The organism is Streptosporangium sp. 'caverna' (genome assembly GCF_003203775.1).
Lineage (GTDB): Bacteria > Actinomycetota > Actinomycetes > Streptosporangiales > Streptosporangiaceae > Streptosporangium > Streptosporangium subroseum.
The window spans coordinates 3,835,527-3,861,983 of sequence record NZ_CP029711.1; the positions used below are offsets into that span (position 1 = coordinate 3,835,527).

Sequence of the window (26,457 nt, forward strand, 5' to 3'; positions counted from 1 at the left end):
TTCAACCGCGAACCCTGATTGTTTGCCGGACACTCCCTAAGGCCTGACCCTGGCTTGTCCCTGACTTTGACCCGTGCCTCTGCCGCCGGGCCGTACCGGCGCATAGCGTTGTGGGCATGGGACGAATTCTGTTGATCGTGGCGGCCGTGGTGCTCGCCTTTTTCCTGCTCGGCTCGCTCATGGGCATCATCTTCGGACTGCTCAAGTGGGCTCTGATCATCGGCCTGGTGGCCGTGGTGGTCATGTTCGTGGCCAGGCTCTTCCGCTCCTCCCACATCCGGGACTGATCGCCGGCCGGTGGGCTCCGTAGCCGGGACGCCGCCCGGACAGGCGGCGTCCGCCCGGTCCACTGACCGGCGTCCACCCGGGCCCTCTGGTCTGTGTCCATCCGGTTCTCCTGACCGGTGTCCGCCTGGTCCTCCTGGCCGATAGCCGCCCGGTCTCCATCCGCCTCCCCGGCCGGCGTCCGGCCGGTTGAACGGCGCAGGACGAGAGCGGCCCTCTCCGGGTTCCGTTCTGGATCTCCCCTTCCGTCGACCGCCCGTGTAAAGCCCTGGAAAGAGGGCACGTGGCCGATGCCGGATCCTCTCCTCCGCTCCCTGAGCGGGCGGAGGGGATACTGGATGACAGGGGGACAGGACGCCCGATCTCCATGGACTCCCGCCTGCGCCGCGTACGGCCTGCGCCGTAGGAGGCCGGTCCGTTCTCGCAGGTGGGCCGATCGTCCCCGCCGAAAGCTCTCAAGCCCGACCGCCCCGTCGTCTGAGGGCGACGGTTGCCGAGGAGGTACCGATGGCGATCGCGACGATCAACCCCACCACGGGGGAGACGCTGAAGACCTTCGAATCACTGAGTGAGCAGGAGTTGGACGAGCGGCTGGCGCTCGCCGCCGCGGAGTTCACGACCTACCGGACCACCGATTTCAAGCAGCGGACAGCCTGGATGCAGAGCGCCGCGGACCTGCTGGAGTCGGAGCAGGGGCAGGTGGCCCGGATGATGACCACCGAGATGGGAAAGACGCTGGTCGAGGCCCGGAACGAGGTGGCCAAGTGCGTGAAGGGGATGCGTTTCTACGCCGACCACGCCGAGGCGTTCCTGGCGGATGAGCCGGCGGACGCTCCCGCCGTGGGCGCGAAGCGGGCATATGCGCGTTACCAGCCGCTGGGGCCGGTGCTCGCGGTGATGCCGTGGAACTTCCCCCTGTGGCAGGCGATGCGGTTCGCCGCCCCGGCGCTGATGGCGGGCAACGTGGGGCTGCTCAAGCACGCCTCGAACGTTCCGCAGACCGCGCTCTACCTGGGGGAGCTGTTCGCCAGGGCGGGCTTCCCCCCGGGCTGCTTCCAGACGCTGCTCATCGGGTCCGACCAGGTTGAGCGGGTGCTGCGGGACCCGCGGGTGGTGGCCGCCACCCTGACCGGGTCCGAGCCGGCCGGCCGGTCGGTCGCGGCGATCGCGGGGAGCGAGGTCAAGACGACCGTCCTGGAACTCGGCGGTTCCGACCCCTACGTCGTGATGCCGTCCGCCGACCTCGACGGCGCCGTGGCCACCGCGGTCACCGCGCGGGTGCAGAACAACGGCCAGTCCTGTATCGCGGCCAAGCGGTTCATCGTGCACGCCGACGTGTACGAGGACTTCACCGACCGGTTCGTGGCGCGGATAGAGGCGCTGCGTGTGGGAGACCCGGTGGACGAGTCGACCAACGTGGGGCCTCTCGCCACCGAGCAGGGGCGCGACGACCTGGAGATGCTGGTGACCGACGCGGTCGTACGCGGTGCGCGCGTGCTGTGCGGGGGATTCACCCCCGACCGGCCGGGCTGGTTCTACCAGCCGACCGTGATCACCGACATCACCCCGGAAATGCGGATCTTCAAGGAGGAGGCGTTCGGCCCGGTGGCCTCGCTGTACCGGGTGGAGAACATCGACGAGGCGCTCGCACTGGCCAACGCCACCGACTTCGGGCTCGGCTCCAACGCCTGGACCACGGACGAGAGCGAGCAGGAGCGCTTCATCGCCGACCTGGAGGCGGGCATCGTCACCGTCAACGGCATGGTCGTCTCCTACCCCGAACTGCCGTTCGGCGGAATCAAGAACTCGGGATACGGCCGGGAGCTGTCCGCGCACGGCATCCGTGAGTTCTGCAACCTCAAGGCCGTCTGGATCGGCTGACCCGCCGGCGGTTCCGATCCGACCGGCGTCCGCGCCCCACGACCACGGCGTGTGGAGCCGGTACGACGCGTGGGGCCGGGCACGGCCACGGCGCGTGGGGCCGGGTACGGGTACGGGCGTGGAGGTGGATGCGGATACCGCGCATGGAACCGGGTGCGGCCACGGCGTGTGGGGCCGGGCGCGGACATCGTGCGTGGAGCCGGGCGCTCTCGGGCAGGTCCGTGTTCGCGTGGACGAGTGCGAGGGTGACCCGGCGATCTACGGCTGAGGTCGATCCGCTACCGTGCGCCCGTGCCGAATCAACGAACCGGTCCCGGAGGGCGGTCGCCCGACAGCCGTCTCGCCTCCGTCCTCCGCGCCTCCTCCGAGCTCATCGCCTGGATCGCGACGCCATGGGCTCTGTGGTCCTCCTCCATCCCGCTCGCGATCCTGTCGGTCGTGGTGCTCATCGGCCTGCCGACGGTGTTCACCACCCCCGGTGACAAGGCGCACGGGATGATCCCGGTGCCCGGCGTGGTGACCATCGCCCTGGTGCTCATGGAACTGGCGGCTGCCGTGATCTCCTCCTGGTCCGCCTGGTACCCGGGGATCGCGGTCGTGGTGAGCGTGCTCGCGGTGGCCTGCGTCGTCGCCGAGATCCCCCGCTGGCGCTGGCTCATGACACAGCGGTGATCGTCCGGCCTGCCTGAGGCCCGCCTGAGGCAGGCCGGACGTGGCCGGGCCGGTGCCCGCGGCGGAGATCAGTCGGATTGATCTCCGCCGGAGGCGGCCCGGGAGACCTGCTTCAGTTCGAGGTCGTCGAGCAGGGTCCGGGTCGCGGCGGCTATGGCGTCCACGGCCCGCTCGAAGGCCTCGGCGTTGCGGGCCGAGGGGGCGCGAAAGCCCGATATCTTGCGGACGTACTGGAGCGCGGCGGCTCGCATGTCGTCGTCGGTCACGTCGCTGGCGTAGGGCTCACGAAGAGTCTTGATGCTCCGGCACATGAACAAGACGGTACGTCGTATCCGGCCGCCGGTCGCGAGGGGACGCATATGTTCCCGTGATCCGGCACATCCGTCGACGCCGGCTTCCAGGTCGATGAAGTCCTCCGCGCCGGAGCCGGCCGAATACCCCCGCATGCTCCCGGCCCGGTATGCGCGCGACCGTCTGTGCGCTCTTCAGCCGCCGACGTTCAGGAGCTTGCCGAGGAGGGCGGTGAGGTGGTCGCGCTCGGCGGGGGTCAGGGCCTGGAACGTACGGTCGAGGAATTCCGGGACCGAGGTCTCGGCCTCGGCGAGCAGCCCCCGGCCGGAGTCGGTGATGGTGACGGCATAGGCGCGCCGATCGGCGGGATTGCGCTCGCGGCGCACGTGCCCGGCCTTCTCCAGGTCGTCGCAGACGCCGACCATGACGCTGCGGTCGATGCGCAGCTCCTCGCTGAGGGTCTGCTGGGAGCAGGGCCCGACGGCCGCGAGCATCTTCAGCACCAGGTGCTGGCCGACGCCGATGCCGTGTTCGTCCGCCTGGGTTTCGGCGGCGCGGGCGACGGCGGCCGAGGCCCGGCACAGTGCGATGTCCAGCCGTTCGCCCGCGAGTCGCGGAAAGTAGATCGTCTGTGCGCGGTCAGTGGTCTTGATCGCCATCTGGTCCCCTTCCGATGCCGATGATCGTACCACCAACCATCTTGATGCAGATTGTTTGACATCAGATGGATTCTACCCGTACGGTCACAAATAATCTGGACACAGATTGTTTGTACTCAGATGGAAGCTCGGATGAGGGCGGCTTCTCGCCGCCCAGCGCCGCCATCGCCCCACCTCGGCGTCCGCCTTGGGATCCACATCGGGATCCACCGCCCGCCGCGGACACCAATCCGCCCATGCCCGAGCCGGTGGCTGACGGACCACTCGACCCGAAAGGAAAACTCCCATGACCCTGGATCTGACCCCCGACGAGCTGCTGTCCACCACCCGCGCGGTCCGCAAACGTCTTGACTTCACCCGCCCGGTGCCCCGCAGCCTGATCGAGGAATGTGTGGACCTGGCCACCCAGGCCCCCACCGGACGCAACCGGCAGCGCTGGCACTTCCTGGTCGTCACCGAGGAGTCGCGGCGCAGGGCCGTGGCAGACATCTTCCGCCGCGCGGTCGCGACCGGCGGCGGCGCGCCGGTGAACGAACACGACCTGCGCCGCATGTACGCCCACCCGGGCTCCATGGAGCGCATCGCCGACGGTTTCCAGCACCTGTACGACAACATCCACCGGGTCCCGGCCTTTGTGATTCCCGCGGTCGAGGGCCGGACCGACCGGGCTTCGGTGCTGGATCAGTCCATGACCTGGGGGTCGATCCTGCCGGCGGTGTGGAGCTTCATGCTCGCGGCGCGGGCCCGTGGCCTCGGCACCGTCTGGACGACCGCCCAGGGCCCGCTGGAACGCGAACTGGCCCAGGTGCTCGGCGTTCCGTACGACGAGATCATGCTGGCCGCCTTCATTCCCCTCGCCTTCACCATCGGCACCGACTTCCGCCCGGCCCGGCGCATCCCCCACGAGGAGGTCCTGCACTGGGACCGCTGGTAGGAGGACACGCCGTACGGCCGATTTCCGCCCCGCCCGGCGCATTCCCCACGAGGGGGTCCGGCACTGGGACCACCGGCAAGGGGACACCCCGTCAAACTCACTGCACGCGTGCGCAGGACGGCTCGAAGAGGAAAAAACGGACCGGCCCGCCAGAGGGGCAAGCCCCTGGGGGTCGAGCGGGCCGGTCCGGGATCAGGGGATGGAACGGCGCAGGGCCACCGAGTCCTGCAGCACTTTGATCGGGTTGTGGCCGTCGATCAGCAGGCGGCGGATCAGGACCGCGACCTCGCGCATGGCGTCCGGGCCGAAGCCGCGGCGGGTCACCTCCTGGGTGCCGATCCGCAGACCGCGTACGGGTCCGCCGGGAGCCTGGTCGGGCAGGCCGATGCCGCTGAGGTAGACGCCGCCCTCGGCCAGCAGCCGGGCCGCGTCCTCCCCGCCGCCGAACGCGGCGGCGTCCACCGCGACGTGGTGGGAGGCGGTCCAGCCCAGAGAGGCGGCCGCCACGGTGAATCCCTCACCGTCCAGCGCCGCGGCCAGGGAGGTGGCGTTGGCCATGCAGCGGTCGGCGTAGTCGGGGCCTCCGGCGGCGTGCTCGGCGGCGGCGACGGCCAGCGGGGCCAGCCGGGAGGCGTCGTAGTTGGCGGTCAGCCCGGGGTAGGCGGCCGTCGACACCTGGCGCGCGAGGTTTTCGTCACGGGTCACGATGGCCGCGCCCGGCGGCCCGCCGAAGGACATGTAGGTGGACATGGTCACCAGGTGCGCGCCCTCGTCCAGCGGTTGCTGGAACCGGCCTCCCGCGATCAGCCCGGCCATGTGCGAGGCGTCGTAGACCAGGAACGCCCCCACCTCGTCACACGCCTTCCGGATCCGCGCCACGTCGTGGGGGAACAGCATCAGGCTCGCCCCGACCATCACCAGCGCGGGCCTGTGCCTGCGCAGGAACGCCGGCAGCGCGGCGTGGTCGACGTCGAACCGCTCGGCGTCGTAGGGCAGATCGACCACTCGCAGGGCCCGGATCCCGGCCGCGCCCTGGGCGTGGTGGCCGGCATGGCCGCCGGCGATCCGGGGCAGTACCGCGATCGTGTCGCCCGGCCGGGTGAAGGCGCTGTAGCAGGCGAGGTTGGCCAGCGTCGCGCTCTGCAGCCTCACCTCGGCGAACTCGCCGCCCATCACCGCCGCGACCTGGAGCGGGGCGAGCACCTCCAGCACGTCCAGCTCGTCCAGGCCCGTCTGGACCTTGTCCCCGGGCCAGCCCATCGACGGGCGGCTGCCCAGGGAGGCCTCGTGGGCCGCGTGGGCTCGCGGGCTCATGGTGTTGGTGCCCGCGTAGAGAACGATGCCGTCCTCGTCCAGACGGCCCCGGTGCTCCGCCAGCACCGCGTCGATCAGCCGGGTGACCTCGTCGAGGCCCAGGCCGGCCAGCTCGGACTCCAGTTCGGACAGACGCCGCTGCGCCCGGGGCGGTGCCCAAGGTGCGACGCGGCTTCGCTCCTCCACGGCGGTTCCTCTCACGGGGTGATGGGTGTGACGGTATGGCCCACGCCGGGAGGAGTCATCGTTCGGCCGGTGGAGATCCTTCCTACATCTGTAGGATCGGATGGTGATCGCGGATGACGTTCAAGACCTCCTTGAATCACTGGCCGTGGCCGTCGGCAGGGGCATGTCCGTGGACGACCTCGAGGGCCGGGTCGTCGCGCACAGCGCCCACCACGGCGAGGTCGACCAGGTCCGGGCCCACGCCATCCTGTCACGGTCGGTTCCGGCCGAGGTCGAGGCCTGGCAGGAGGCCCACGGGGTGACGAAGACCTGCGAGCCGGTCCGGATCCCGGACAATCCGGAGCTGGGCATGGCGTCCCGGCTCTGTGTGCCGCTGCTTCACCAGGACAGGCGCGTCGGCTACCTCTGGATCATCGAGGGCACGGGCCCGCTGAGCGCGGAGGAGCAGTCCAGGGCCATCCATGACGCCGCCGCGATCGCGGCCCTGCTCGACGACGGCGGGAGCTCTCACACCCTGCGCCGCCTGCTCACCGGAGAGATCGCCGTACGGCGGGCGGCCGGCGTGCTCGGTGAGGGACCGCTGCGCGTCCTGGCCCTGCGGAGGGATCCGGCCAACCTGCGCGAGGCGGTCGGCGCGGAGCTCGCACGCCTGCGCCGCCCTCCGGCCTTCACGATCCTGGACCGGCACGCCGTACTGCTGCTGAACCAGCGTGAGGACGCGCAGGCGCTGGGAGAGCGGCTGGCCGCCGGCACCCAGGGGAAGGTCGGGATCAGCGCGATCCACCCGGAGCTCGAATCAGCGGTGGAGGCGTACAGGGAGGCGGTCGCCGCGGCCAGGGCGGCGGCGGCCGAACCGGGGCTCGGGCCGGTCGCCCGCTGGCCGGAGTTGGGTGTCTACCGGCTGATCGCCGAGCCCACCGCCACCCCGATCGCCTCGCTGCGCGAGCATCCGGCGCTCATGCTGACGCTGGAGAGCTATCTGGACAGCGGGGGAGACGCGCAGGAGACCGCCCGTCTGCTCCACCTGCACCGCACCAGCCTCTACTACCGCCTGGCAAGGATCGAGGAGCTCACCGGGCGGAGCCTGAAGAACGGAACGCATCGGTTAGAACTCCATCTCGCGCTGAAGCTGATTCGCTGGAATACGGTGTAACGGCAAATAATTCGGGCACAGCTCTGCGGTGCTGGAGTTGATCGGCGGAATCATCAGCGTCATGGTCGTGCTCGCGATAGCCGCGCTCGCGTTACTCATCGTCTCAGCGGTGGTCCTGGTCACCCTGGCGGTGTTGGCCCTGACGACCTCACGGGAGCAGGATGGAAGGACGACTTCCCGGAGGTAGACGGTGCGGCAGCTCAGCGCGGTGGACACACAGTTTTTGAACTTTGAGACCTCGACGAATGTCGCGAACATAGCGGGGCTGGCGATCCTGTCCGGCGGGCTCACCCGCGGGGACCTGGTCTCGCTGCTGGCCAGGCGGCTCCACCTGGCCGCGCCGTTCCGCCGGAGGCTGGCCTTCGTGCCGTTCGGCCTGGACCATCCGTACTGGACCGAGGAGACCAGGATCGACCTCGACTACCACGTACGCGAGATCGCGCTGCCCGCGCCGGGCGACGACGAGCAACTGGGCGAGCAGGTGGCCAGGCTGCACGCCCGCCGCCTGGACCGGCGCCGCCCGCTCTGGGAGATGTATCTGATCCACGGCCTCGCCGGTGACCGGACGGCCCTCTACATGAAGGTCCATCACGCCGCCGTCGACGGGGTCACCGGCGCCGACGTGCTCGCCTCCCTGCTGGACACCTCCGCAGAGCCCGCCGAGATCGAGATGGCGCCTCCGAGCGAACCCGAGGAGAAGGTCGAACCCCGGGAGATGGTCGCCAGAGGGGTGGCCAAGGCCATCGTCAACCCGGCGAACACGGTGAGGTTCCTGATCAACGCCGTTCCGCACCTGGACGAGATCCCGCTGATCTCCCAGGTGCCCGGAGCGGGGCTGGTCTCGCGCATCACCCGGGATCTGGCCAACCGCCTGTCCGGTGGCGATCCGGTGCCCGCCCTTCCGCGCCTGACCGTGCCTCGCACGCCCTTCAGCGGCAGGATCACCGCCCACCGCCGGTTCGCCTTCACCACGTTGCCGCTGAAGGACGTCAAACAGGTCAAGAACGCCTTCGGCGTCACGGTGAACGACGTGGTGATGACCCTGTGCGCGGGAGCGCTACGGCAGTGGCTGCTCAAGCACGACGCGCTGCCCGAGCAGCCGCTCGTGGCCGGGGTGCCTTTCTCCCTCAGGGTTCCCGGCGACCACAGCGTGGGCAACCAGGTCACCATCATGATCACTACTCTGGCCACGCAGGTCGCCGATCCGGTGGAACGGCTGATGGCCGTGCGGGACGCGATGGAACTGATCAAGGACCGTTCGTCGCTCGCCCCGGCGCGCTGGCTCCAGGAGCTCAGCGACATGATGCCCTCGGCCCTGACCGGGATGGCCGCCCGCGCGGCCTTCAACCTCTTCGCCGGGAGTGCGGGACCGATCAACGTTGTGATCTCCAACGTCCCCGGCCCGCAGATCCCGCTCTACGTGAGTGGCGCCCGGCTGCTCTCCTATCACCCCGTCTCGGTGGTCACCGACGCCAGCGGCGGCCTCAACATCACGGTCTTCTCCTACGACGGCTCACTGGACGTCGGCGTGGTCACCTGCCGGGAGATGGTTCCCGACGTATGGACGGTCACCGACTACCTCAGGGACGCGCTGTCCGAGCTCGTGTTCCTCGCTGAGCAGCAGTGACAGGCCGGGGGCGTCCTCGACGAAGCGCAGGGCCTTCTCCAGGCAGACGATCGAGCCGCGCTCGTGTCTGTTCACGAACCGGATGTCGTCGGCCAGGGCCTGCATGATGAGCAGGCCGCGCCCGTGTTCGGACGTGGCGGAGGGCGAGGAGGGCACTCCTGAGAAGTCGAAGCCGTTCCCCGCGTCCACCACCTTGATCACGCAACGGTCACGGCAGAGTTCGGTGCTCACCATGTAGTCGTCGCTGGGGGTTGCGTGCTGGATGACGTTGGAACACGCCTCCGAGAGCATGAGCTGGATGTCCTCCCGGATCTGTGGCACCACGCCAAGGGCGCCGAGCGAGGCGTCCAGTAGTTGTCTGATGACGGGAACACTCGCGGCGTCACGCGGTAGACGCAACGCGATCGTGGCCTCCACGGTCTCCTCCTTCGCAGCTGACGACTAAGCCTTGCCCCGCCTAGGTCGTCCTAATCGAAGAGAGATGCTCGTGCCCGCACGAGGGGCCACGGAGGCCCCTGGGACTGGGGGGAATCCGGGGATTCGGAAATCTCCCGGTCCCTGGCGTCTCCGAGTGTCCCGGAGACGCCAGGGAGATCCGGGGGTGGTCCTCAGCCGGAGAAGGCGTCGCCGAAGGCCTGGTTGAAGGCCTTGAGGTCGTCGGGCATACGGCTCGTGATCAGGGTGTTCGGGCCGGAGGTGCAGATCACGACCTCCCTGTCCTCCCAGGTCGCGCCCGCGTTGCGCAGGTCGGTCTGGAGGCTCGGCCAGGAGGTGACCGTCCGGCCGTTCATCACGTCGGCCTCGATCAGGGTCCAGGGCGCGTGGCAGATGGCCGCGACGGGCTTGCCCGCGTCGAAGAAGCCCTTCGCGAACCGGACGGCGCCCGGCACGGTTCGCAGCATGTCGGGGTTGGCGACACCGCCGGGCAGCACGAGCCCGTCGAAGTCGGCCGCCGACACCTCGTCGACCGTCGCGTCCACCGCGAACCGGTCGGCCTTGTCGAGATGGTTGAACGCCTGGATCTGCCCCGTCCGGGTGGAGATCAGCTTCGGCGTGCCTCCGGCCTGCTTGACGGCCTTCCACGGCTCGGTGAGTTCGACCTGCTCGACGCCCTCCGGTGCTACGAGGAACGCGATCGTCTTGTCGTTGAGCATGGGTTTCCCCTTTGGCGTGTTGGTTACGTCCTTCAGGGGCGGGTCATGCCCGGCAAGTAGGGATCTATGCGATAGGCATTGATTCAGGGACGAACTTTGCGACGGCGCAGACCTGCCGCGGTGAGCCGGGTGACAAGCTCGCGCGATGACACGGCCTGCGCGCCCAGCGCGACGGCCCGCTCGTAGACCGTCTCGGGAACGTCGTAGTGGTCGCGGTCGAACGCCCGGGACGGCACGCCCAGCAGCGAGGCGAAGGCGTGCAGTTCCTCGGTCGAGCTGTCGCTGACCAGGTGTGACCAGAACAGGTCGCGCGGACCCGGCCAGTTGGGCGGGTCGATGAGAACGCTCACCGCTGGATGAGCTCGAGCGCGACCTCCAGGGCGGCCGCCTGGCGTTCGTCGTCGGGAAGTTTGTCGTCCTTGAGGATGAACCAGGCCGCGTGCATGGAGAACAGGGCCATCGAGTTCTTCAGCCGGGTGGCGGCCGAGTCGTCCGGGTCGACGAGGAAGGTGATCAGCTCCAGCATCCGGTCACGGGTCTTCTCCATCACGGGGTGGTGCTTGAGCGCCGTCTGGTTGCGCTCGGAGAATCGCATGACCTCGTGGTGCCGCCCTCGGTGCAGGTCCTCGGAGTAGCGGCGGATCAGCTCGCGCCGGGCCTCGTCGGTGCGCGGCTGGGTCTCGGCCCAGGCGATCAGCTCCTGCACCGCCTGCAGCCGGTCCTCGGCCAGGCTGGTGACGATGTCGTCTTTCGTTCTGAAGTGGTAGTAGAGGGCTGCCTTGGTCACTCCGAGAGCCTCCGCGATCTCCCGGAGCGAGGTCGCCTCGTATCCCTGCTCGATGAAGAGCTTCAGGGCGATCTCCTGGATGCGGGTCCGGGTGTCCGGGTGTTCCCTCATGATCCCCTCTGGTGGATTGAATCTGCTTGACGACCGGCAAGTAGCGGCTTACATTTCCATCGTATCCGACGCTAGCCGGTCGGCAGGTAAGCCAGAGATCCTTTTTACCCTAAGAGGAGGCTGACATGACGGAAACCGCACCGGCGCCGGGACGGCGGCGTGAGGTCATGGTAGTGCTGCCGGGCCTGATGCTCGCGATAGCGCTGGCCATGCTCGACAACATGATCGTCGGTACGGCGATGCCCCGCATCCTCGGGGAGCTCGGCGGCCTGGCCCATCTGTCCTGGGTGGTCACCGCCTACGTGCTCGGCACCACCGTCTCGACCCCCATCTGGGGAAAGATCGGCGACCTCTACGGCAGGAAGAACATCTTCCTCGCCTCCATCGTGCTCTTCATGATCGGCTCGGTGCTCTGCGGCATGGCCGGATCCGCCATGCTGGGCGGTCCCGCCGACGGCATGGCCCAGCTCATCGCCTTCCGTGCGATCCAGGGCCTCGGCGCCGGCGGCCTGATGGTCAACGCCATGGCGATCATCGGTGACCTCGTCCCGCCCCGCGAGCGGGGTCAGTATCAGGGCCTGATGGCCGCGGTGATGTCGCTGGCGATGATCGCCGGCCCGCTCGTCGGCGGATTCATCACCGACCACCTCAACTGGCGCTGGGCCTTCTACGTGAACCTGCCCGTCGGGTTCGTCGCCCTGGCGCTGCTGGCGGTCAAGCTGAAGCTGCCCAAGTACCGCACCGAGCACCGCATCGACTGGCTCGGCGCCGTCCTGCTCTCGATCGGCATCACCGCGCTGGTCCTGATCACCACCTGGGGCGGCAACGACTACGGCTGGACCTCGCCGCAGATCCTCGGCCTGGCGGCACTCGCCGTGGTCGCGCTGGCGCTGTTCGTCCCGATCGAGCGCCGCGCCGCCGAACCGATCATGCCGCTCAACGTGTTCCGTGACCGCAACTTCACGCTGATCTCGCTTGTCGGCTTCCTGCTCGGCTTCGCGATGTTCGGCGCGATCAACTTCCTGCCGCTGTTCCAGCAGACGGTCCAGGGAGCCTCGGCCACCAACTCCGGCCTGCTGTTGCTGCCGATGATGGGCGCGTCCATGGTCGTCTCGCTCTTTGTCGGCCAGGCCATCACCAGAACCGGCAGATACAAGGTCTACCCGGTCATCGGCGGCGTGATCATGGCGATCGCCATGTGGCTGCTCTCCATGATGGACGTCAACACGCCCACGTGGCAGACCGGCGTGTTCATCGCGGTGCTCGGCCTCGGCATGGGCTTCCTGATGCAGACCACGATGCTGATCGCACAGAACAGCGTCGAGCAGAGGGACCTGGGCGTCGCCAGCAGCGCGTCCACCTTCTTCCGCTCCATCGGCGGCTCGTTCGGCGTCTCGCTGTTCGGCGCGGTCTTCAACAACCACCTCACCTCCGGCCTGACGGACAAGCTGGGCCCCGCCCTGGGAGACAAGCTCGCCACCGGCGGCGGCCAGTTCAACCCCGCGGCCATGGAGCAGCTGCCCCCGAACGTGCGCCTCGGCTTCCTGGAGTCGCTGGCCTCGTCCATCTCCAGTGTGTTCTGGTGGGCCATCCTGTTCGCCGTCCTGGTTCCGCTCATCGCGGCCTTCATCCAGGAGATCCCGCTGCGTGGAGGCTTCGACAAGAACGAGGAGGCGGAGACCCCCGTCCCGATCCTCGAATGACCTCGCGTCGGGCCTCCGGCGCCAAGTCGCACCTCAGTGAGATGCAAGTGTCGCGCGGCACCATGGGACCCATGACGACAAGCGCACCCGCCGCCGGGTATGTGACCCGGCGGCCCCTGCCGGAAGACGCGCGGGAAATCCACGCGTTGATCTCGCTCTGTGACACCCAGGTGATCGGCAAGGCCGACATGACCCTGGACGACGTCACCGACGAGCTGAACGAACCGGCCTTCGACAGGGAGACCGACGGCTGGGTCGTCCACGACGGGGCCGGGCGCCTGGTCGCCTGGGCCTGGGCCCGCCGCAAGGGCGGCAGCGACAACGTGGACATCGACGTGGTGGTGCATCCCGACGCGCCGGGGCTGACGGGCGGGCTCTGGGACACCGTGACCGAGCGGGCCAGGCAGATCGTCGCGGAGCTCGGCCACGACAGGGCCGTGGTGGACATCGGCCTGTATCGGGAGGACAGCGGCAAGCGCGCCATCGCCGCCGCCCGAGGGTTCAGCGCCGCGACCAGCTTCATCCGGCTCCGTGCCGACCACGAGGCGTCGGTCCCCGAGCCCCCGCTTCCGCCCGGGGTGTCGGTGCACGACGGCCTCACCGAGGAGGTGCGCCGCCAGGGCCACGCCGTCCAGCAGGCCGGCTTCGCCGACCATTTCGGGTTCACCCCGGTGGACTACGACGAGTGGTACGGCGATCTGGACTCCTCGGCCAGCTCCGACTGGTCGCAGCTCGCGGTCGCGCGGATCGACGGCGAGCCGGCGGCGATGCTGCTGGGCACCAACGCCTTCGCCGGCGACGAGAACTGCGGCTACGTGCGCCAGTTGGCCGTCCTGCCGGCCTTCAGGGGCCGCGGCCTGGGCCGGTTCATGCTGCGTGCGGCGTTCGCCGCGGACGCCCGGCGCGGCCGGGCCGGCACCTACCTCCATGTCGACGCCAACAACAGCACGCCCGCGCTGGACCTGTACCTGTCGGTCGGCATGCGCCAGGTGCTGGCGATCGACGTCTGGCGGCGAGCGGTCTGACCCCCGGGCGTGGCCTGCGGCCTCGCCCAGCCCCGGTCCGACCGCCCGACCGGCCGGAGTCGCGACCTCATGCCGCCGTCCCGGAGTCGACACCGGCCGCGTGAGATTTGGTGCTATCTGGTGATTTCTGCCGCTTCTTGGGCGGCTGTCGCCTGCCGTTCATGGGACAGCCGCCGGAGAACTGCTTACTAGGGGAGTTATATAGACAACTTGTCCAACCCGGGTATCGCTCAAGGGAACCCGGGCGGAGAGGACCCATACCCCCGTGCCACCCCTTCTTCACGCCGCGACAGCCGGCAACGTCATCGCTCTCACCTCTCCGACCACCCCTTACGAGGGTGACCGGCTGACCTTCCACTGGGCCACCGACGCCCCCGATCCCACGAACTGGATCGGCATCTACGACGGTGACCGGCAGCCGGGCACCGGCGGCTCGCTGGTGTGGGTGTACACACCCGGCGCCTCCGGAGACACCACCCTCGACACCTCCGGCCTGAGCGGCGGCCCCTACACCGCCTACCTGCTGGCCAAGGACGGCTACGGCATCCTCGCCCGCACCGCCCCGTTCACCTTCGTTCCCAGGCCCGTCATCCCGCGTCCGCACGCGGTCGTGGACTCCCTCACCACGGCCCCGCAGACCGCCGGCGCGGCGTTCTCCGTCCGCCTGGGCGGGCTGTGGATCAGGCCGCAGGGCAACCCCGCCGGCAACGCGACCTTCAGCCGCCTCGGCGGCGCACCCTGGCTGTCGGTCGCCGCCGACGGCACCGTGACCGGCACCGCCCCCGCCTCCGCCCCCCGCACCCCCGGGCAACTGGTGGTCGGCGTGCGGGACAGCGCGGCCGGCACCGACACCGTCACCGTCCAGGTGCCGGTGCGGTCGCCCATGGACCGCGTCCAGATCAAGATCGCAACCCTGAACCTCTGGGACGCCGGGTCACACGTGGAAGACCCCCTGGAGAAGCAACTGCGCCTCGTGCTCACCCAGGGCCTGGACATCGTCGCGCTCCAGGAGACCGGCGGCACCGCCGCCCGCGCGCTCGCCGAGGCACTGGGCTGGGAGTTCTACCAGAGCAGCGGCAGCCTCGGCATCGTCAGCCGCCATCCGCTCGGCGACCCCACGGACCCCACCGCCGACCTGCCCGCCGCGGCCGTCACCGTCCGGCTGCCCGGCCACCGCACGCTGCGGCTGTGGACGGCCCAGCTGGACGAGGCCGACTACGGACCGTACACGGTGCGCCCCGGCCGGACCGCGGCGCAGGTGGAGGCCGCGGAGAAGCTGACGCTCCGCTACCGGCAGGCTCAGGCGCTGCTGGCCGCGATGCGCCGGGACCTCGCCTCCGACGTCCCGGTGGTCCTGGCCGCCGGCCTCGCCTCTCCCTCCCACCTGGACTGGACGTCCCGTACGGCCTCCGCGCACGGCGGAGTCGGCCGGGTCCGCTGGCCGGTCACGGACGCACTGCAGCAGGCGGGTCTGGTCGACGCCTTCCGCGACGCCCGCTCCAACCCGGTGAAGGACCCCGGCACCACCTGGTCGCCGGTACGGCCGGAGCACGACGGCGGCGGCGCCGAACCCCAGGACCGCATCGACCAGATCCAGTACGCGGGAAAGCTGAAGGTCCTGGAGGCCCACAGCCTGTACACCGGCTGGCCGCGGCCGGTGCCGGACACCGCCGCCAACGGCTGGCCCTCCGACCACGCCGCGGCCGTCGTCACCTTCACCCTGCCCGCCGCCCGCTGACCCCCGATCGACCGAAGGAACTCCCCTCGCATGACTGAGATCAGCCGCCGTGCCTTCATGGGCGCCACCGCAGCAGCCGGAGCGGCCGTCGCCGTAGGGCTGCCCGGCACGGCCAACGCCGCGGATCACCGGCACGGAAGCATCGCCGACGTCAAGCACGTCGTCATCCTGATGCAGGAGAACCGCAGCTTCGACCACTACTTCGGCACCCTGAACGGGGTGCGGGGCTTCGAGGACCGGCAGGCGCTGGTCTTCCCCAACGGGGACTCGGTGTTCCGCCAGCCCGACAGAGGGCGCACCGAGGGCTACCTGCTGCCGTTCCGGATGGACACCACCAAATACAACGCGCAGAACGCCGGCGGCCTCCCGCACGACTGGGACACGGGTCACACGGCCGTCAACGGCGGCGCCATGGACAAGTGGGTCTCCGCCAAGGGCGAGCGGACGATGGGGTACTTCACCCGCCAGGACATTCCCTACCAGTACGCGCTGGCCGACGCCTTCACCATCTGCGACGGCTACTTCTGCTCCATGAACGGCCCCACCGACCCCAACCGCCTGTATCTGTGGTCGGGCACCGCCGGCCCCGGCCGCGACGGCACCACCGGCCCGTGGACCGACAACACGCCGGTGACGGACAACCCGGTGGCCGACTGGACGACCTACGCCGAGCGGCTGGAGAAGGCCGGCGTCAGCTGGCGCGTCTACCACAACCCCGACGGCTCGGACGACCGCGACGGCGACTACGACGACAACGCGCTGTCGTACTTCAAGCAGTTCCACGCCTTCCCGAAGGACGACCCGCGGTACGTCAACGCGATGACCAGGTTCGACCTGACGGCGTTCGACCAGCACTGCAAGGACGGCACCCTGCCCACGGTCTCCTGGCTGGTGGCGCCCTACCTGTTCTGCGAGCACCCGGCGGCCAGCCCCGACTACGGCGCCCACTGGGTGAACACCGCCCTGCAGTCGCTGTTCTCCAACCCCGACGTGTGGGAGCACACCGTCTTCCTCCTGATGTACGACGAGAACGACGGCTACTTCGACCACGTCATCCCGCCGTTCCCCGAGCCGGAAACGCCGGACGAGTTCGCCGGGGACAAGCCGATCGGGCTCGGCAGCCGGGTGCCGCTCTGGGCCATCTCGCCGTGGTCGCGCGGAGGCTGGGTCAACTCCCAGGTCTTCGACCACACCTCGGTGCTGCGCTTCCTGGAGCGCGTCACCGGCGTCCGGGAGCCCAACATCTCGGACTGGCGGCGCGCGGTCTGCGGCGACCTCACCAGTTGCTTCGACTTCACCAAGCCCGACTACAGCATCCCGCGGCTGCCCGACACGGTGGCGCTGATGGCCGCGGCCGACGCCGGCAGCTCGCTGCCGGCGGTGAGGCCGCCGGCGGCCGGGCAGCAGGCGGAGGCCGTCCAGGAGCCCGGGGACCGGCCCCATCGCCCGCTTCCCTACCGCCCGTGGGCGGACGTGTCGGTGGACCGGGAGAGCGGCAAGGTCACCTGTACCCTCGTCAACGACGGCACCGCCGCCTTCCACTTCACGGTCCTGTCCAACCTCGTCCAGCCCTTCACCGGCACCCCGTTCACGGTGGCGCCGCGCTCCTCGCGGACCTACGTGTGGGACGCCACGGCGACGGACGGCCGCTACGACTTCACCGTGCACGGCGCCGACGGCTTCGTGCGCCGCTTCGCCGGAACGGTCGTGCGGGCGGAGCAGGACGACGTCGCCGTCCCGTCGGTCCAGGCGAAGCCGCGCAACGGCGGGCACAGGGAGACCGCCTCGATCGAGCTGAAGCTGATCAACGACGGCGGCACCGAGGTCGCCTTCACGATCACGCCGAACGACTTCGGCGGCAAGCCGCAGACCGTCTGGGTCGGGCCCGGCGATCGTGCCCAGCCGACCTGGTCAGGTAACGGCGGCCGGTACGACTTCACCGTCACGGCCGGCACCGGCGGCCGGTTCGCCCAACGCTACGCGGGCACCCTGCACGACATGTAACAGGCCGCAGGGCGCGAGGATCGACGTCCGGGGGCCCGCCGCGAAGCTCGGCGGGCCTCACGGCCGGGCCCCTCAGCCGGTGGGGGTCACCCGGTGCTTGGAGAGGTGGGCCAGCACCGCCTGGTTGGCCTCCCAGCCGTCGGGAAACTTCACCGGCACGCCCAGCTGGACGGGCTCGGCCGACGGGTGGGCGTCCAGGAGTTCGGGGATGCCCGCCCTGGCGACCACGATGCACGCGTGGCGGTGCCGGGAGGTGAGCACGCACAGCCGCCCCGACTCCAGGTGGAAGGCGGTGGCGTCCCGGCGTCCAGAGAGGGGGTGGAGCACGATCGTCACGTCGTACTCCCGGCCCTGGAGGCGGTTGGCGGTGTCCACCGTGATCTCCTCCGGCACCCCGGCGGCACGGATCGCGGCGACCTGGTCGCGGTGGGCGGCCCCGATGGCGATCCGCGCGGCCGTGACGGGGTGGCTGCCACGCTCGGAGTGCGCGACCGGCCCCCGCTGCAGCAGCCGCACCGCCAGCACGGCCGCGGCCTGTACGGCCTCCGCGTCCGTGCGTACGGTGTGGCGGCTCGGCAGCTCGTACAGTGCCCAGCCCGACACGGCCGCCTCCTCCAGCGCCCGGTCGTAGGAGGTGCGCATGCCGTTCACGGTGAACTCCAGCGACCGGTCGGCGTGGGTCGTCCCGGCGCGGAACCCGGTGAACGGGTAGAACGCCTCGGAGACCACCGGCGCCGCCGAGGCGGGCAGCCGCCAGGAGACCGGCAGCCGGTGCACCGGCAGGTCGGGGTTGTGCCGCAGCAGCACCGAGACCGCGCTCTGCACGGGATCCCACGACAGGCCCGCCCAGCGGTCGCCGTCCACGATCGAGAACGGGTCGAGCTGACCCGGGTCGCCCACGAACAGCGACCGCTCGAACAGCGAGGCGATGCGCAGCAGCTTGTCCGAGCGCATCTGGTAGGCCTCGTCCACGATCGCCCACGGCCAGGTCCTGTCACCGATCCAGGCCCACTTGTCGGCGGTGGCCACCACCACGGCCGGGTCGCCGAGGTCGGGCAGCTTGCCCGCCACCGAGACGTTGGAGTGGGCGAGGATGCGGCCGGGCGTGATGTAACCGCCGGCCGACAGGCGGCCGATCGGCAGGTCGGGATGTTCGAGCGCGAGCCGCTCGACCAGGTCGTCGACCTGCTCGTTGGTCTGCGCGACGATCATCAGCGGCTCACCGGTCTCGGCGATGTGCCCCGCCGCCTTGACCACCAGCGTCGACTTGCCCGCCCCCGGAGGGGAGTCCACCACCACGCCCCGGTTGCGGGGCAGGTCCGCCAGGACCGCGCTGACAACGGCCGCCGCCTCCTGCTGCGGTGTCACGACCACTCCTCTTGAGCATCGTCGTCGCTGGGCACGTACTCCTCCGGGGGGCCGCCGTGGGTCCACGGCGTCTGCTCGGGATCGGGGAGCGACGCCGAGGACTGGAAGTCGTCGGTCAGCGAGGTGTAGGTGACCCGCTCGCCCGGTTCGGGAACCGCCCCCGGAGCGGGGGTCTTCCCCCGGCCCATGCCCTTGGTGATCTTCAAGGTGATCTCTCCGTCCGCGATCTCGACGATCTCGGCGGCGTGGCCGCGCCGGTCCGGACTGCCGACCGTGGTGCCGAGCGCGAGCCGTACCGGGTCGTCGGTCCGGACGATGATCAGTGGCCGCAGCTTGCGCGAGCGGCCCTCGCCCTCGGTGTGCTCGGGGTCGGCGGACGTCACCGTTCCGGCGAACGCCTCGCCGGTCAGCCGGTATTCGGCCATGACCAGCGGATCGTCGTGGGCCCGCTGCACGTCGTAGCTCGCCCGCGCCCGCTCCAGCCCCGCCAGGCGCGCGGCGGCGCCGACCGCCCCGTCCCTGCGCGCCTGCGGCGGGCCGCCCTCGGTGATCCGTTCGACGAACCGGGTGAACGACCCCCGGTCGATCTCCCAGCGGTCCTTCACCCGCGCGCCCTCGGGCAGCGCGCGCAGCTCCTCGACCGCCCGCCACATCAGCTTCCAGGTCGGTTCGAGCTGGGTGCGCAGCGCCTGGGTGACGCGTTCCACGGCGCGCTCGGTCGGCGCCTCCTCGTAGGCCCGTACGGCGGGGCCGAGCACCTCGTTGTCGAACCCCGGATCGGTGGCGGGTCCGGCCGGAGGCCAGAGCAGCGGATCCTCGGCCTCCTCGGCCGCACGCCGTCCCGACATGCCCGCGGGCGGGGCGATCCACCCGAGCAGTGCCGCCAGGTTGGCGTCCTCCAGGCCGCTCTGCCCGGTGGCCCAGTGCAGGCCCAGCGCCTCGGTGGCCGCGAGCAGCAGGGAGGAGCCCGGCTGCTGCGACCGGTCGGCGAAGTAGGTCAGCCACCGGCCCAGTAGCGGCACCGACGGATGGACCGGATAGGGCCCGTCGGCCCGGCGGAACCGGGTGGACCGGCCCAGCATCCCGGTGAACGAGACGGCCGAGCGGTTCGGCACGAGGATCTGCGGCGCGTCCAGACACCGTTCGTACGGATCGCCGGTCTTCCGCTCCACCGTCTCGGTGGTCTTCTCGAACCCCTCGATGTAGGGCAGGAACACCTCGGCCAGGTCGGCCGCGAAGGCGAACCGCAGATCCCGGTTGCGGGGCTGGGGCACCACGAGCAGCCGGGGATAGTGGGGATCGGTGCCCACCATTGCCCCCAGCGGCGCGGCGGCCTCGCCCGCGAGTTTGAGCGGGATGAACACCATCGGGCGAGGGGCGATGTGGCAGTGCCGGACCGTGGTGATCCGCTGCGCGGAGCCGTCCCTGACGGCCCGCAGCTGCGCCAGCGCGGTCAGCGCGCTCATGGTCCCTCTCCTGTCGGCCGTGCGGGTGCGGTGCCGCCGGAGGCGTTCGACGTGGAGAATCCTCGCGCGGGCGGCGTGTCCGGCGCGGAGTTTCCTTGCGCAAGGGGCATGTTCGTCGCAGGGCCTCCTTGCGGGGGAGACGCGTCGGGCGCGGAGTCTCCCCGTACGGGCGGCGTGTTCAATTCAGCGCCTCCTCGCGCAGGCGGTCCGCCAGCCGGAGCAGGCGGGCGATCTCCTCCTGGCCCTCCGCGGGTTGGAGGGTGCCCTCGGCCAGGCCGAGCGCCTCGGTCATGCGGGAGACGCCGCCGAGCTGGTCGCGGATCTGGCGGCCGAGCAGGTCGGTGGAGCCGCTGCGGCGGGCCTCGTCGCGGCAGAACATGCACATGTCGCAGGTCGACAGGCAGTCGGGTGCGTAGCGGGCGGGCACCTGGCGCAGCGCCCCCGCCAGCTCGTCCGCCGGGCGGGTGGGCACGCCGTCCTGGTCCGGGACCAGGTCGAAGGTGAGGTCCGGCGGCAGGCCCTCCAGCAGGCGGTCCACCCGGGTCATCCTGGCCAGCTGCCGCTTGAGCACCGCGAGCTGCTTGCGCACGTCCACCAGCGCGGCGGTGGGACGGTTGGCGAAGTTCTCCGGGCAGACGAGCACCACGTCGTGGGAGACACGCTCCGGATCATGCCCGAGGTCGGCCATGAGCGTGCGCAGCGCCAGGACGTAGACCGCCGCCTGCCGGGCGGCCGCCGCGACCATCGAAGGCTCGGCCTGGCCGTCGACCAGGCCGAAGGACTTGATCTCCACGATGCGGAAGCGCCCGCCGAGCTGGAAGGCCACCACGTCGGGCTCCAGGTACGACGTGTGCCCGGCGATCTCCAGGCTGAACAGCGGGTGGTCGTAGAACACCGCGGTGCCGTCACTCTCGCGCGCGGCCCGGTCGATCAACGCCCGGGTGTGGGAGTGGCGCAGGTGCGAGCCGACGCTCTCCACGTCCTGGTAGCCGACCTGGTCGATGGGCAGGCCGAGCAGCTCTCGCAGGAGCCGCAGCAGCTCGGCGCAGCCGTTCTCCTTCACCAGCGCCTCGAACACGTTTCCCCGGGTGATCGCGAACTGTGACTGGCCGAACGGGGCGGGGAAGCCCAGATGCCTGGCCGTGCGGTCCTTGTCCACCCCCGCGGCGTCCATCAGACCCCGCCGGGCGCAGCCGGGGTTGGCGGCCAGCGCCGCGATCGCCCGCGCGTCGTGCGGATGGGACGGCATCGGCCCGCGTAGCTCGTCCAGCCTGTTCATGAACGGACTCCCTCGTCAGGCCCGTTCGTGAACGGTTCGCTGGGCCTGTTCGCGAACGGTGTGTCCCGCCTGTTCATGAACGGGCTCCCTCGTCCAGCCTGTTCAACAGGCCCCCCTCAAGGTGTTCATCGCGGCGACGCCGAACAGGCGCTCCACGTCCGGTAGTTGCCTGGCCACCCGCGCCGCCACCTCGGACCGCTGCGCGGTGTCGGCGGCCCGGTGCACCTCCAGCTCGGCCCTGGCCGCGCGGATCGCGGTCACGGGGTCGGCCGGGGCGAAACCCTCGACGGCGCCGGGGATGTTCTGCGCCATCCGCGACAGCAGCCGTAGCGCGCCCGGGGGCGGCTCGGCCAGCCGGGCCAGGTGCTCGGCGATCCGCATGGTCGAGGTGAGGAAGTCGACGCGAGGGCTCAGCGGCCCCAGCACCCGCAGCTCGGGCGCCCAGCTGCTGTCGGCGAGCAGTCCCCGGGCGGGGGAGAGCCGGTCGGTCAGCGCGGCGCACAGGTAGTACGGGCGGGCGTAGGGATCGCTGCGGAAGGAGCGCTCCTCGTCCCGGCGCAGGCTGGTGAGCTGGGAGCCGCGCAGCTCGCGGGAGAAGAACGCGTCGTTCACCGCCACGATGAGCTTGGCCGCGGTGGGCACGCCCAGCAGGGCGAGTGCCTGGTGCACCTGCTCCCTGATGGGCAGCAGCGAGGCCTCGGACTCGCGGAGCCTCGGCGGGGGCTCCTCGGCGGTGATCGCCTCGTCCCAGGCCTGCTCGGCCCGGCGCAGATCCCCGCGCAGCGATCGGGCGAGCGAGTTCTCCTTCGCTTTGACCGCCCGTCGCACCTCGGCGCGGAGCTCGGCTATTCGCCGCTCCAGCGCGTCCAGTGATTCACTCACGGCCCGGAGCGTAACAGGAGTTCCACCCGTCTCCCTTGAATTCCAGCGAATTCCAGCATTAAAGTGCAGACCATGTAACGGTAATAACGGGGCGAATGGGGCATTTAATGCGCAACCTATCGCAAGGTCGGGCCGTCCACCTGCTGGACGTGGAGAACCTGACGGGTGCCGCGCGCCCCGCCACCAGAGACGTGCAGACCATGATGAGCCATTACCGCGAGCGGGTCCCCACCGGCGGCATGGACCAGTACGTCGCCGCCGTCAACCACGGCGCCATGGTCACCGTCGGCCTGGCCCTGGCCGGAATCCAGCTCCTGGTCCGCTCCGGCCCCGACGGAGCCGACCGGGCACTGGGCGAGGTGATCCGCCTCGACCACCTCGACGCCCGCTTCGAGCGCGTGGTCATCGGCTCCGGCGACGGCATCTTCACCGAACTCGCCGGCTGGCTGTCCGGGCGGGGCGTCATGGTCGTGGTGGTCTCCCGGCCGGACGCCCTCAACCGCAGGCTCCGCCGTACCGCGGGCCAGGTCATCTCCCTGGACCTGGCCGCCTGATCACTCTCGTACGGCCGGACCTACGGGTCAGGCCTTCTCGATCGGTCTGCCCGGTCATCCGCCGTACGGCCGGACCTACGGGTCAGGCCTTCTCGATCGGTCTGCCCGGTCATCCGCCGTACGGCCGGACCTACGGGTCAGCCCTTCTCGATCGGCCTGCCCGGTCACCGTCGTACGGCCGGATCCACGGGTCAGGCCTTCTCGATCGGTCCGTCCGATCAACCGCCGTACGGCCGGATCCATGCATCGGACCGTGTCTCCACCGGCCTGCCCGATCGCCCGCCGGGGAGACGCGGTTCGCTCCCGGAGGCGTGCGTCACGTTCCGGTGCGGCCGACTTCGACCGGCGGGAGGATCTGAGCCGGCAGGGGACGGGAGTGCAGCACGTCCAGCCGGGAGACGGCTCGGGTGAGGACGACGTAGAGCCGGTTGAGACCCCGCGTCTCCGCCTCGACGATCTCGGCCGGCTCGGCCACCACCACGTGGTCGTACTCGAGGCCCTTGGCCATCGTCGCGGGGACGGCGGTGACGCGGGCGGCGGGGGCGGCGGGGGCATGGACGGCGCCGGGGGCGGGCTGGTCGAGCGTGGCGACCGCGATGCCCTGGGCCCTCATCGCCGCCGTCAACTCCTCCAGGGCGGTGTCCGCGGCCATCACCGCGATCGAGCCCTCGTGATCGAGGGCGTCGCGCACCGCGGCGACCGTGGCGCGGGCGAGGTCGGGTGTCTCACGGACCCGGAGACGGCCGTCGGTACGGAACGAGCGGGTCCTGGGCACGTCCGCCGCCAGTGCCTCCAGCAGGCGGTTGGCCATCGCGACGACGGCCGCCGGCACCCGGAAGCCGACGGTCAGGGCGATCAGCTCCGCCCTTGGCTTGCCGAGGTGGGTGAGATGGTCCGCCCAGCCGCCGGCCGCCCACGGGGTGGTGCCCTGGGCCAGGTCGCCGAGCACCGTGATCGAGCCGTGCTCGCTCCTGCGGGCGATCGCCCGGCACTGCATGGGGGACAGGTCCTGAGCCTCGTCGACGATGACGTGTCCGTAACTCGGCGGGCGCTCCAGAAGGCCCGCGACCTCGTCGATGAGCACGGCGTCGGCCGCCGACCACCTGGCGCTCTTGAACGAGCGCGGCGGGCGCGCCCACAGGATCGCCGCCTGCTCGGCCGGGGCGAGGATCCCCTCCGCGGCCCTGGCCAGCGCGGCCGGGTCACCGAGCAGTCCCGCCACCACCTCCTGTGGCCGGACGGCGGGCCACACTTCGTCCAGGAACCCGGTGACCGCCCTGCCCATCTTCCGTGTCCATACGGCGTTCGAGGTCTGGCCGCGTGCCTCCGCCTGGCGCTGCAGGACGGCGACGGTGCGCGACAGCACGCGCTCGCGGCCCACTCCGTACGGCGTCGCCTCCCGCCGGGCGCCCTCCACGATGCTCCGGAGCTCGTCCTCCCGCACGCGCCAGTGGTAGGAGCCGTCGGGGACGCTCAGCGGGCCGGTCGGCGCGCCCACCCGTTCGTAGAGCGCCCGGCGCAGCACCGTCGCCATGCGGACGTCGTGTTTGACGATCGCCGCCTCCTCGCCGTCGGTGCCCTGGAGCGGCCCGTGGGCCAGCAGCCGGTCCACGGTCGTCTGCTCGACGTCGACCTCGCCCAGAGTGGGGAGCACGGCCGAGATGTAGCCGAGGAACGCCTGGTTGGGGCCGAGGATCAGGACGCCCGTGCGGGAGAGCCGCTGGCGGTGGGTGTAGAGCAGGTAGGCGGCCCGGTGCAGCCCGACGGCGGTCTTGCCCGTGCCGGGCGCCCCCTGGACGCAGATCGACTCGTCGAGCTCGGCGCGGACCAGCTCGTCCTGCTCGGGCTGGATCGTGGCGACGATGTCGCGCATCGGGCCGACCCGGGGCCGTTCGATCTCGGCGGTCATGATCCGGCTCGCCGTTCCCAGCTCCTGGCCACGGTCGAGGTGCTCGTCCTCGAACCCGGTCAGCGTGATCGGCTCCTTCGACCAGCCGAAGCGCCGTCGCACGGTGACGTCCTGCGGGTCACGGGCACTGGCCCGGTAGAACACCCTGGAGACGGGCGCCCGCCAGTCGATCACCATCGGCTGCTGCCCGGTGTCGCCGGAGATGTGCCGCCGGCCGATGTAGTAGCGCTGCCCGCGGTGCTCGCCCGAGCCGAAGTCGAGCCGGCCGAAGAAGGGAGGGCCGTCCGGCTCCTCGCTCAGCTCCTTGGCGAGGCTCTTGAGGTGCCGTCCGAGCCTCTCCGCGCTGTAGCGGTCGCCCGCCACCCGCTCGCCGATGACGACGTTCAGCCGCGCGCCGTCGATCATCCGGAGCAGGGCGGTCCTGCACTCCGCCAAGTAGTCCCGCTCGTCGTCGAGTCCCGTGCCGGTCATCCCGCATCACCCCTAAATACTTAACCGAGTTAAAATATTAACCCAGTTGCCCTTCTGTTAGGTTGGACGGGTGACGGGACTCCGCGAACGCAAGAGGCAGCAGGTCCATGAGGCGATCTCCACGGCGGCGATCTCCCTGTTCCTGGAGCGAGGGTTCGACCAGGTGTCGGTCGCCGAGGTGGCGGCGTCGGCGGGGATCTCCAAGCCGACGCTGTTCAAATACTTCGCGACCAAGGAGGATCTCGTCCTGCACCGGATCTCCGACCATCAGGGCGAGGCGGCCAGGGTCGTACGGCGGCGCGAGCCGGGCGAGGCGCCGCTGGCGGCCCTCCATCGCCATTTCCTGGCCGGGCTGGAGCGGCACGAGCCCGTGACGGGTCTCAACGACCACCCGGTGGTGCTCGGCTATCACCGGATGATCTTCGAGACCCCCAGTCTGGCGGTCCGTGTGCTCCACTACACGGCGAAGGACGAGGAGGCGCTGGCCGAGGCGCTGGCCGAGGTCACGGACGAGCTCACCGCGCGTCTCGTCGCCGGTCAGGTGCTCGTCGTGCAGCGGGTGCTGGCCCGCAGGAACTGGCTGAGGCTGGTCGAGGGGGAGACGGCCGAGCAGGTTCTTCCCTCGGCGGTCGCCGCCGCCGACCGCGCCTTCGAACTGCTCCCCGAACTGGGCTGAGAGGCTCTCGGGCCTGCGCCGGGATTTTTCCCGAACCGGTCTGAGACGCCTCGGGCTGCCAGGTTGCTTCCTGAACCGGTCTGAGACGTCTCCGGGCTGCGCCGGGCTGCTTCCTGAACCGGTCTTGAGACGTCTCCAGGCTGCGCCGGGCTGCTTCAACCTGCCGGCGCCGAGGTTTCCGGGACCGGGCCGAGACGCCTCCGGGCCCGCGCCGGGACGGGTTCCAGGATCGGAGACGGGGCCGGGCGGATTTCACGGCAGACGGCCCCGGTGGTGACGGGTGATCCGCCACCACCGGGGCCGTCATGGTCTGCCCGGTGAATCCCGA

The 26,457-nt window shown here is 70.5% G+C and carries 24 protein-coding genes; 12 read left to right on the top strand and 12 right to left on the bottom strand.

What is annotated here, in order from left to right; translation table 11 throughout:
• Positions 1 to 116 precede the first annotated feature (116 nt).
• From DKM19_RS49500 to DKM19_RS16920, 3 genes are all read left to right on the top strand, one after another.
• On the top strand, positions 117 to 287 hold the full coding sequence (locus tag DKM19_RS49500; protein WP_162641545.1) for a DUF4175 domain-containing protein: 171 nt from the start codon (positions 117 to 119) through the stop codon (positions 285 to 287).
• A 505-nt stretch (positions 288 to 792) separates the two neighbouring features.
• Positions 793 to 2,166, top strand: a complete 1,374-nt coding sequence (locus DKM19_RS16915; RefSeq protein WP_110696524.1) for an NADP-dependent succinic semialdehyde dehydrogenase — start codon at positions 793 to 795, stop codon at positions 2,164 to 2,166.
• 291 nt (positions 2,167 to 2,457) lie between these two features.
• Complete coding sequence (locus DKM19_RS16920) at positions 2,458 to 2,838, top strand: hypothetical protein (RefSeq protein ID WP_110696525.1); 381 nt, start codon at positions 2,458 to 2,460, stop codon at positions 2,836 to 2,838.
• A 68-nt stretch (positions 2,839 to 2,906) separates the two neighbouring features.
• On the opposite strand, the gene DKM19_RS51715 is transcribed toward DKM19_RS16920, so the two are convergent.
• Positions 2,907 to 3,284: a DUF2277 domain-containing protein gene (locus DKM19_RS51715; protein ID WP_239514291.1), complete on the bottom strand. Its 378-nt coding sequence runs from the start codon at positions 3,282 to 3,284 to the stop codon at positions 2,907 to 2,909.
• A 39-nt stretch (positions 3,285 to 3,323) separates the two neighbouring features.
• Positions 3,324 to 3,788: a MarR family winged helix-turn-helix transcriptional regulator gene (locus tag DKM19_RS16930; protein ID WP_110696526.1), complete on the bottom strand. Its 465-nt coding sequence runs from the start codon at positions 3,786 to 3,788 to the stop codon at positions 3,324 to 3,326.
• Between the two features lie 286 nt (positions 3,789 to 4,074).
• Here DKM19_RS16930 and DKM19_RS16935 point away from each other — a divergent pair, with 286 nt between their 5' ends.
• On the top strand, positions 4,075 to 4,722 hold the full coding sequence (locus DKM19_RS16935) for a nitroreductase family protein (RefSeq protein WP_110696527.1): 648 nt from the start codon (positions 4,075 to 4,077) through the stop codon (positions 4,720 to 4,722).
• A gap of 192 nt (positions 4,723 to 4,914) precedes the next feature.
• Here the strand turns inward: DKM19_RS16935 and glyA are convergent, their stop codons facing one another.
• Positions 4,915 to 6,102 (bottom strand): serine hydroxymethyltransferase, encoded by a 1,188-nt coding sequence (glyA, locus tag DKM19_RS16940; protein ID WP_239514292.1) that lies wholly within the window; start codon positions 6,100 to 6,102, stop codon positions 4,915 to 4,917.
• A gap of 220 nt (positions 6,103 to 6,322) precedes the next feature.
• Between glyA and DKM19_RS16945 the strand changes: the two genes are divergently transcribed.
• Entirely contained in the window at positions 6,323 to 7,375 is a 1,053-nt protein-coding gene (locus DKM19_RS16945) for a CdaR family transcriptional regulator (RefSeq protein ID WP_110696528.1), read from the top strand.
• A gap of 208 nt (positions 7,376 to 7,583) precedes the next feature.
• The gene (locus DKM19_RS16950; RefSeq protein WP_369990534.1) at positions 7,584 to 9,002 is read left to right on the top strand and encodes a wax ester/triacylglycerol synthase family O-acyltransferase; all 1,419 of its coding nucleotides are present in this window, start codon (positions 7,584 to 7,586) and stop codon (positions 9,000 to 9,002) included.
• Here the strand turns inward: DKM19_RS16950 and DKM19_RS16955 are convergent.
• From DKM19_RS16955 to DKM19_RS16970, 4 genes are all read right to left on the bottom strand, one after another.
• Positions 8,889 to 9,419, bottom strand: a complete 531-nt coding sequence (locus DKM19_RS16955) for an ATP-binding protein (RefSeq protein ID WP_089205695.1) — start codon at positions 9,417 to 9,419, stop codon at positions 8,889 to 8,891. The genes DKM19_RS16950 and DKM19_RS16955 overlap by 114 nt on opposite strands.
• A gap of 191 nt (positions 9,420 to 9,610) precedes the next feature.
• Positions 9,611 to 10,156 carry a type 1 glutamine amidotransferase domain-containing protein gene (locus tag DKM19_RS16960; protein ID WP_110696530.1) on the bottom strand — a complete coding sequence of 182 codons (546 nt, stop codon included), beginning with the start codon at positions 10,154 to 10,156 and terminating at the stop codon, positions 9,611 to 9,613.
• 83 nt (positions 10,157 to 10,239) lie between these two features.
• Positions 10,240 to 10,506, bottom strand: coding sequence for a DUF4031 domain-containing protein (locus DKM19_RS16965; protein ID WP_110696531.1), 267 nt, complete (start codon positions 10,504 to 10,506; stop codon positions 10,240 to 10,242).
• On the bottom strand, positions 10,503 to 11,054 hold the full coding sequence (locus DKM19_RS16970) for a TetR/AcrR family transcriptional regulator (protein WP_110696532.1): 552 nt from the start codon (positions 11,052 to 11,054) through the stop codon (positions 10,503 to 10,505). The genes DKM19_RS16965 and DKM19_RS16970 overlap by 4 nt, the downstream gene beginning before the upstream one ends.
• A gap of 125 nt (positions 11,055 to 11,179) precedes the next feature.
• Here DKM19_RS16970 and DKM19_RS16975 point away from each other — a divergent pair, with 125 nt between their 5' ends.
• The 4 genes from DKM19_RS16975 to DKM19_RS16990 all read left to right on the top strand — a co-directional run bounded on the left by DKM19_RS16975 (position 11,180) and on the right by DKM19_RS16990 (position 17,524).
• Complete coding sequence (locus tag DKM19_RS16975; protein WP_110696533.1) at positions 11,180 to 12,757, top strand: MDR family MFS transporter; 1,578 nt, start codon at positions 11,180 to 11,182, stop codon at positions 12,755 to 12,757.
• A 71-nt stretch (positions 12,758 to 12,828) separates the two neighbouring features.
• Entirely contained in the window at positions 12,829 to 13,782 is a 954-nt protein-coding gene (locus DKM19_RS16980) for an N-acetyltransferase (RefSeq protein ID WP_110705768.1), read from the top strand.
• Positions 13,783 to 14,047: 265 nt separating this feature from the next.
• Positions 14,048 to 15,520 (top strand): hypothetical protein, encoded by a 1,473-nt coding sequence (locus DKM19_RS16985; protein WP_110696534.1) that lies wholly within the window; start codon positions 14,048 to 14,050, stop codon positions 15,518 to 15,520.
• Positions 15,521 to 15,550: 30 nt separating this feature from the next.
• Positions 15,551 to 17,524 (top strand): phosphocholine-specific phospholipase C, encoded by a 1,974-nt coding sequence (locus tag DKM19_RS16990; protein ID WP_110696535.1) that lies wholly within the window; start codon positions 15,551 to 15,553, stop codon positions 17,522 to 17,524.
• Between the two features lie 72 nt (positions 17,525 to 17,596).
• Here the strand turns inward: DKM19_RS16990 and DKM19_RS16995 are convergent, their stop codons facing one another.
• The 4 genes from DKM19_RS16995 to DKM19_RS17010 form a co-directional block, all read right to left on the bottom strand.
• Positions 17,597 to 18,892, bottom strand: coding sequence for an AAA family ATPase (locus tag DKM19_RS16995; RefSeq protein WP_239514293.1), 1,296 nt, complete (start codon positions 18,890 to 18,892; stop codon positions 17,597 to 17,599).
• Complete coding sequence (locus DKM19_RS17000; RefSeq protein WP_110696537.1) at positions 18,889 to 20,358, bottom strand: hypothetical protein; 1,470 nt, start codon at positions 20,356 to 20,358, stop codon at positions 18,889 to 18,891. The genes DKM19_RS16995 and DKM19_RS17000 overlap by 4 nt, the downstream gene beginning before the upstream one ends.
• Positions 20,359 to 20,536: 178 nt before the next feature.
• The gene (locus DKM19_RS17005) at positions 20,537 to 21,637 is read right to left on the bottom strand and encodes a hypothetical protein (RefSeq protein ID WP_110696538.1); all 1,101 of its coding nucleotides are present in this window, start codon (positions 21,635 to 21,637) and stop codon (positions 20,537 to 20,539) included.
• Positions 21,638 to 21,739: 102 nt separating this feature from the next.
• Positions 21,740 to 22,519, bottom strand: a complete 780-nt coding sequence (locus DKM19_RS17010) for a hypothetical protein (RefSeq protein ID WP_110696539.1) — start codon at positions 22,517 to 22,519, stop codon at positions 21,740 to 21,742.
• A gap of 107 nt (positions 22,520 to 22,626) precedes the next feature.
• Between DKM19_RS17010 and DKM19_RS17015 the strand changes: the two genes are divergently transcribed.
• Entirely contained in the window at positions 22,627 to 23,073 is a 447-nt protein-coding gene (locus tag DKM19_RS17015) for an NYN domain-containing protein (protein ID WP_089205705.1), read from the top strand.
• A 316-nt stretch (positions 23,074 to 23,389) separates the two neighbouring features.
• Here the strand turns inward: DKM19_RS17015 and DKM19_RS17020 are convergent, their stop codons facing one another.
• Positions 23,390 to 25,453, bottom strand: a complete 2,064-nt coding sequence (locus DKM19_RS17020; protein ID WP_110696540.1) for an AAA family ATPase — start codon at positions 25,451 to 25,453, stop codon at positions 23,390 to 23,392.
• A gap of 70 nt (positions 25,454 to 25,523) precedes the next feature.
• Here DKM19_RS17020 and DKM19_RS17025 point away from each other — a divergent pair, with 70 nt between their 5' ends.
• On the top strand, positions 25,524 to 26,129 hold the full coding sequence (locus DKM19_RS17025; RefSeq protein WP_110696541.1) for a TetR/AcrR family transcriptional regulator: 606 nt from the start codon (positions 25,524 to 25,526) through the stop codon (positions 26,127 to 26,129).
• The last annotated feature ends 328 nt before the right edge of the window (positions 26,130 to 26,457 follow it).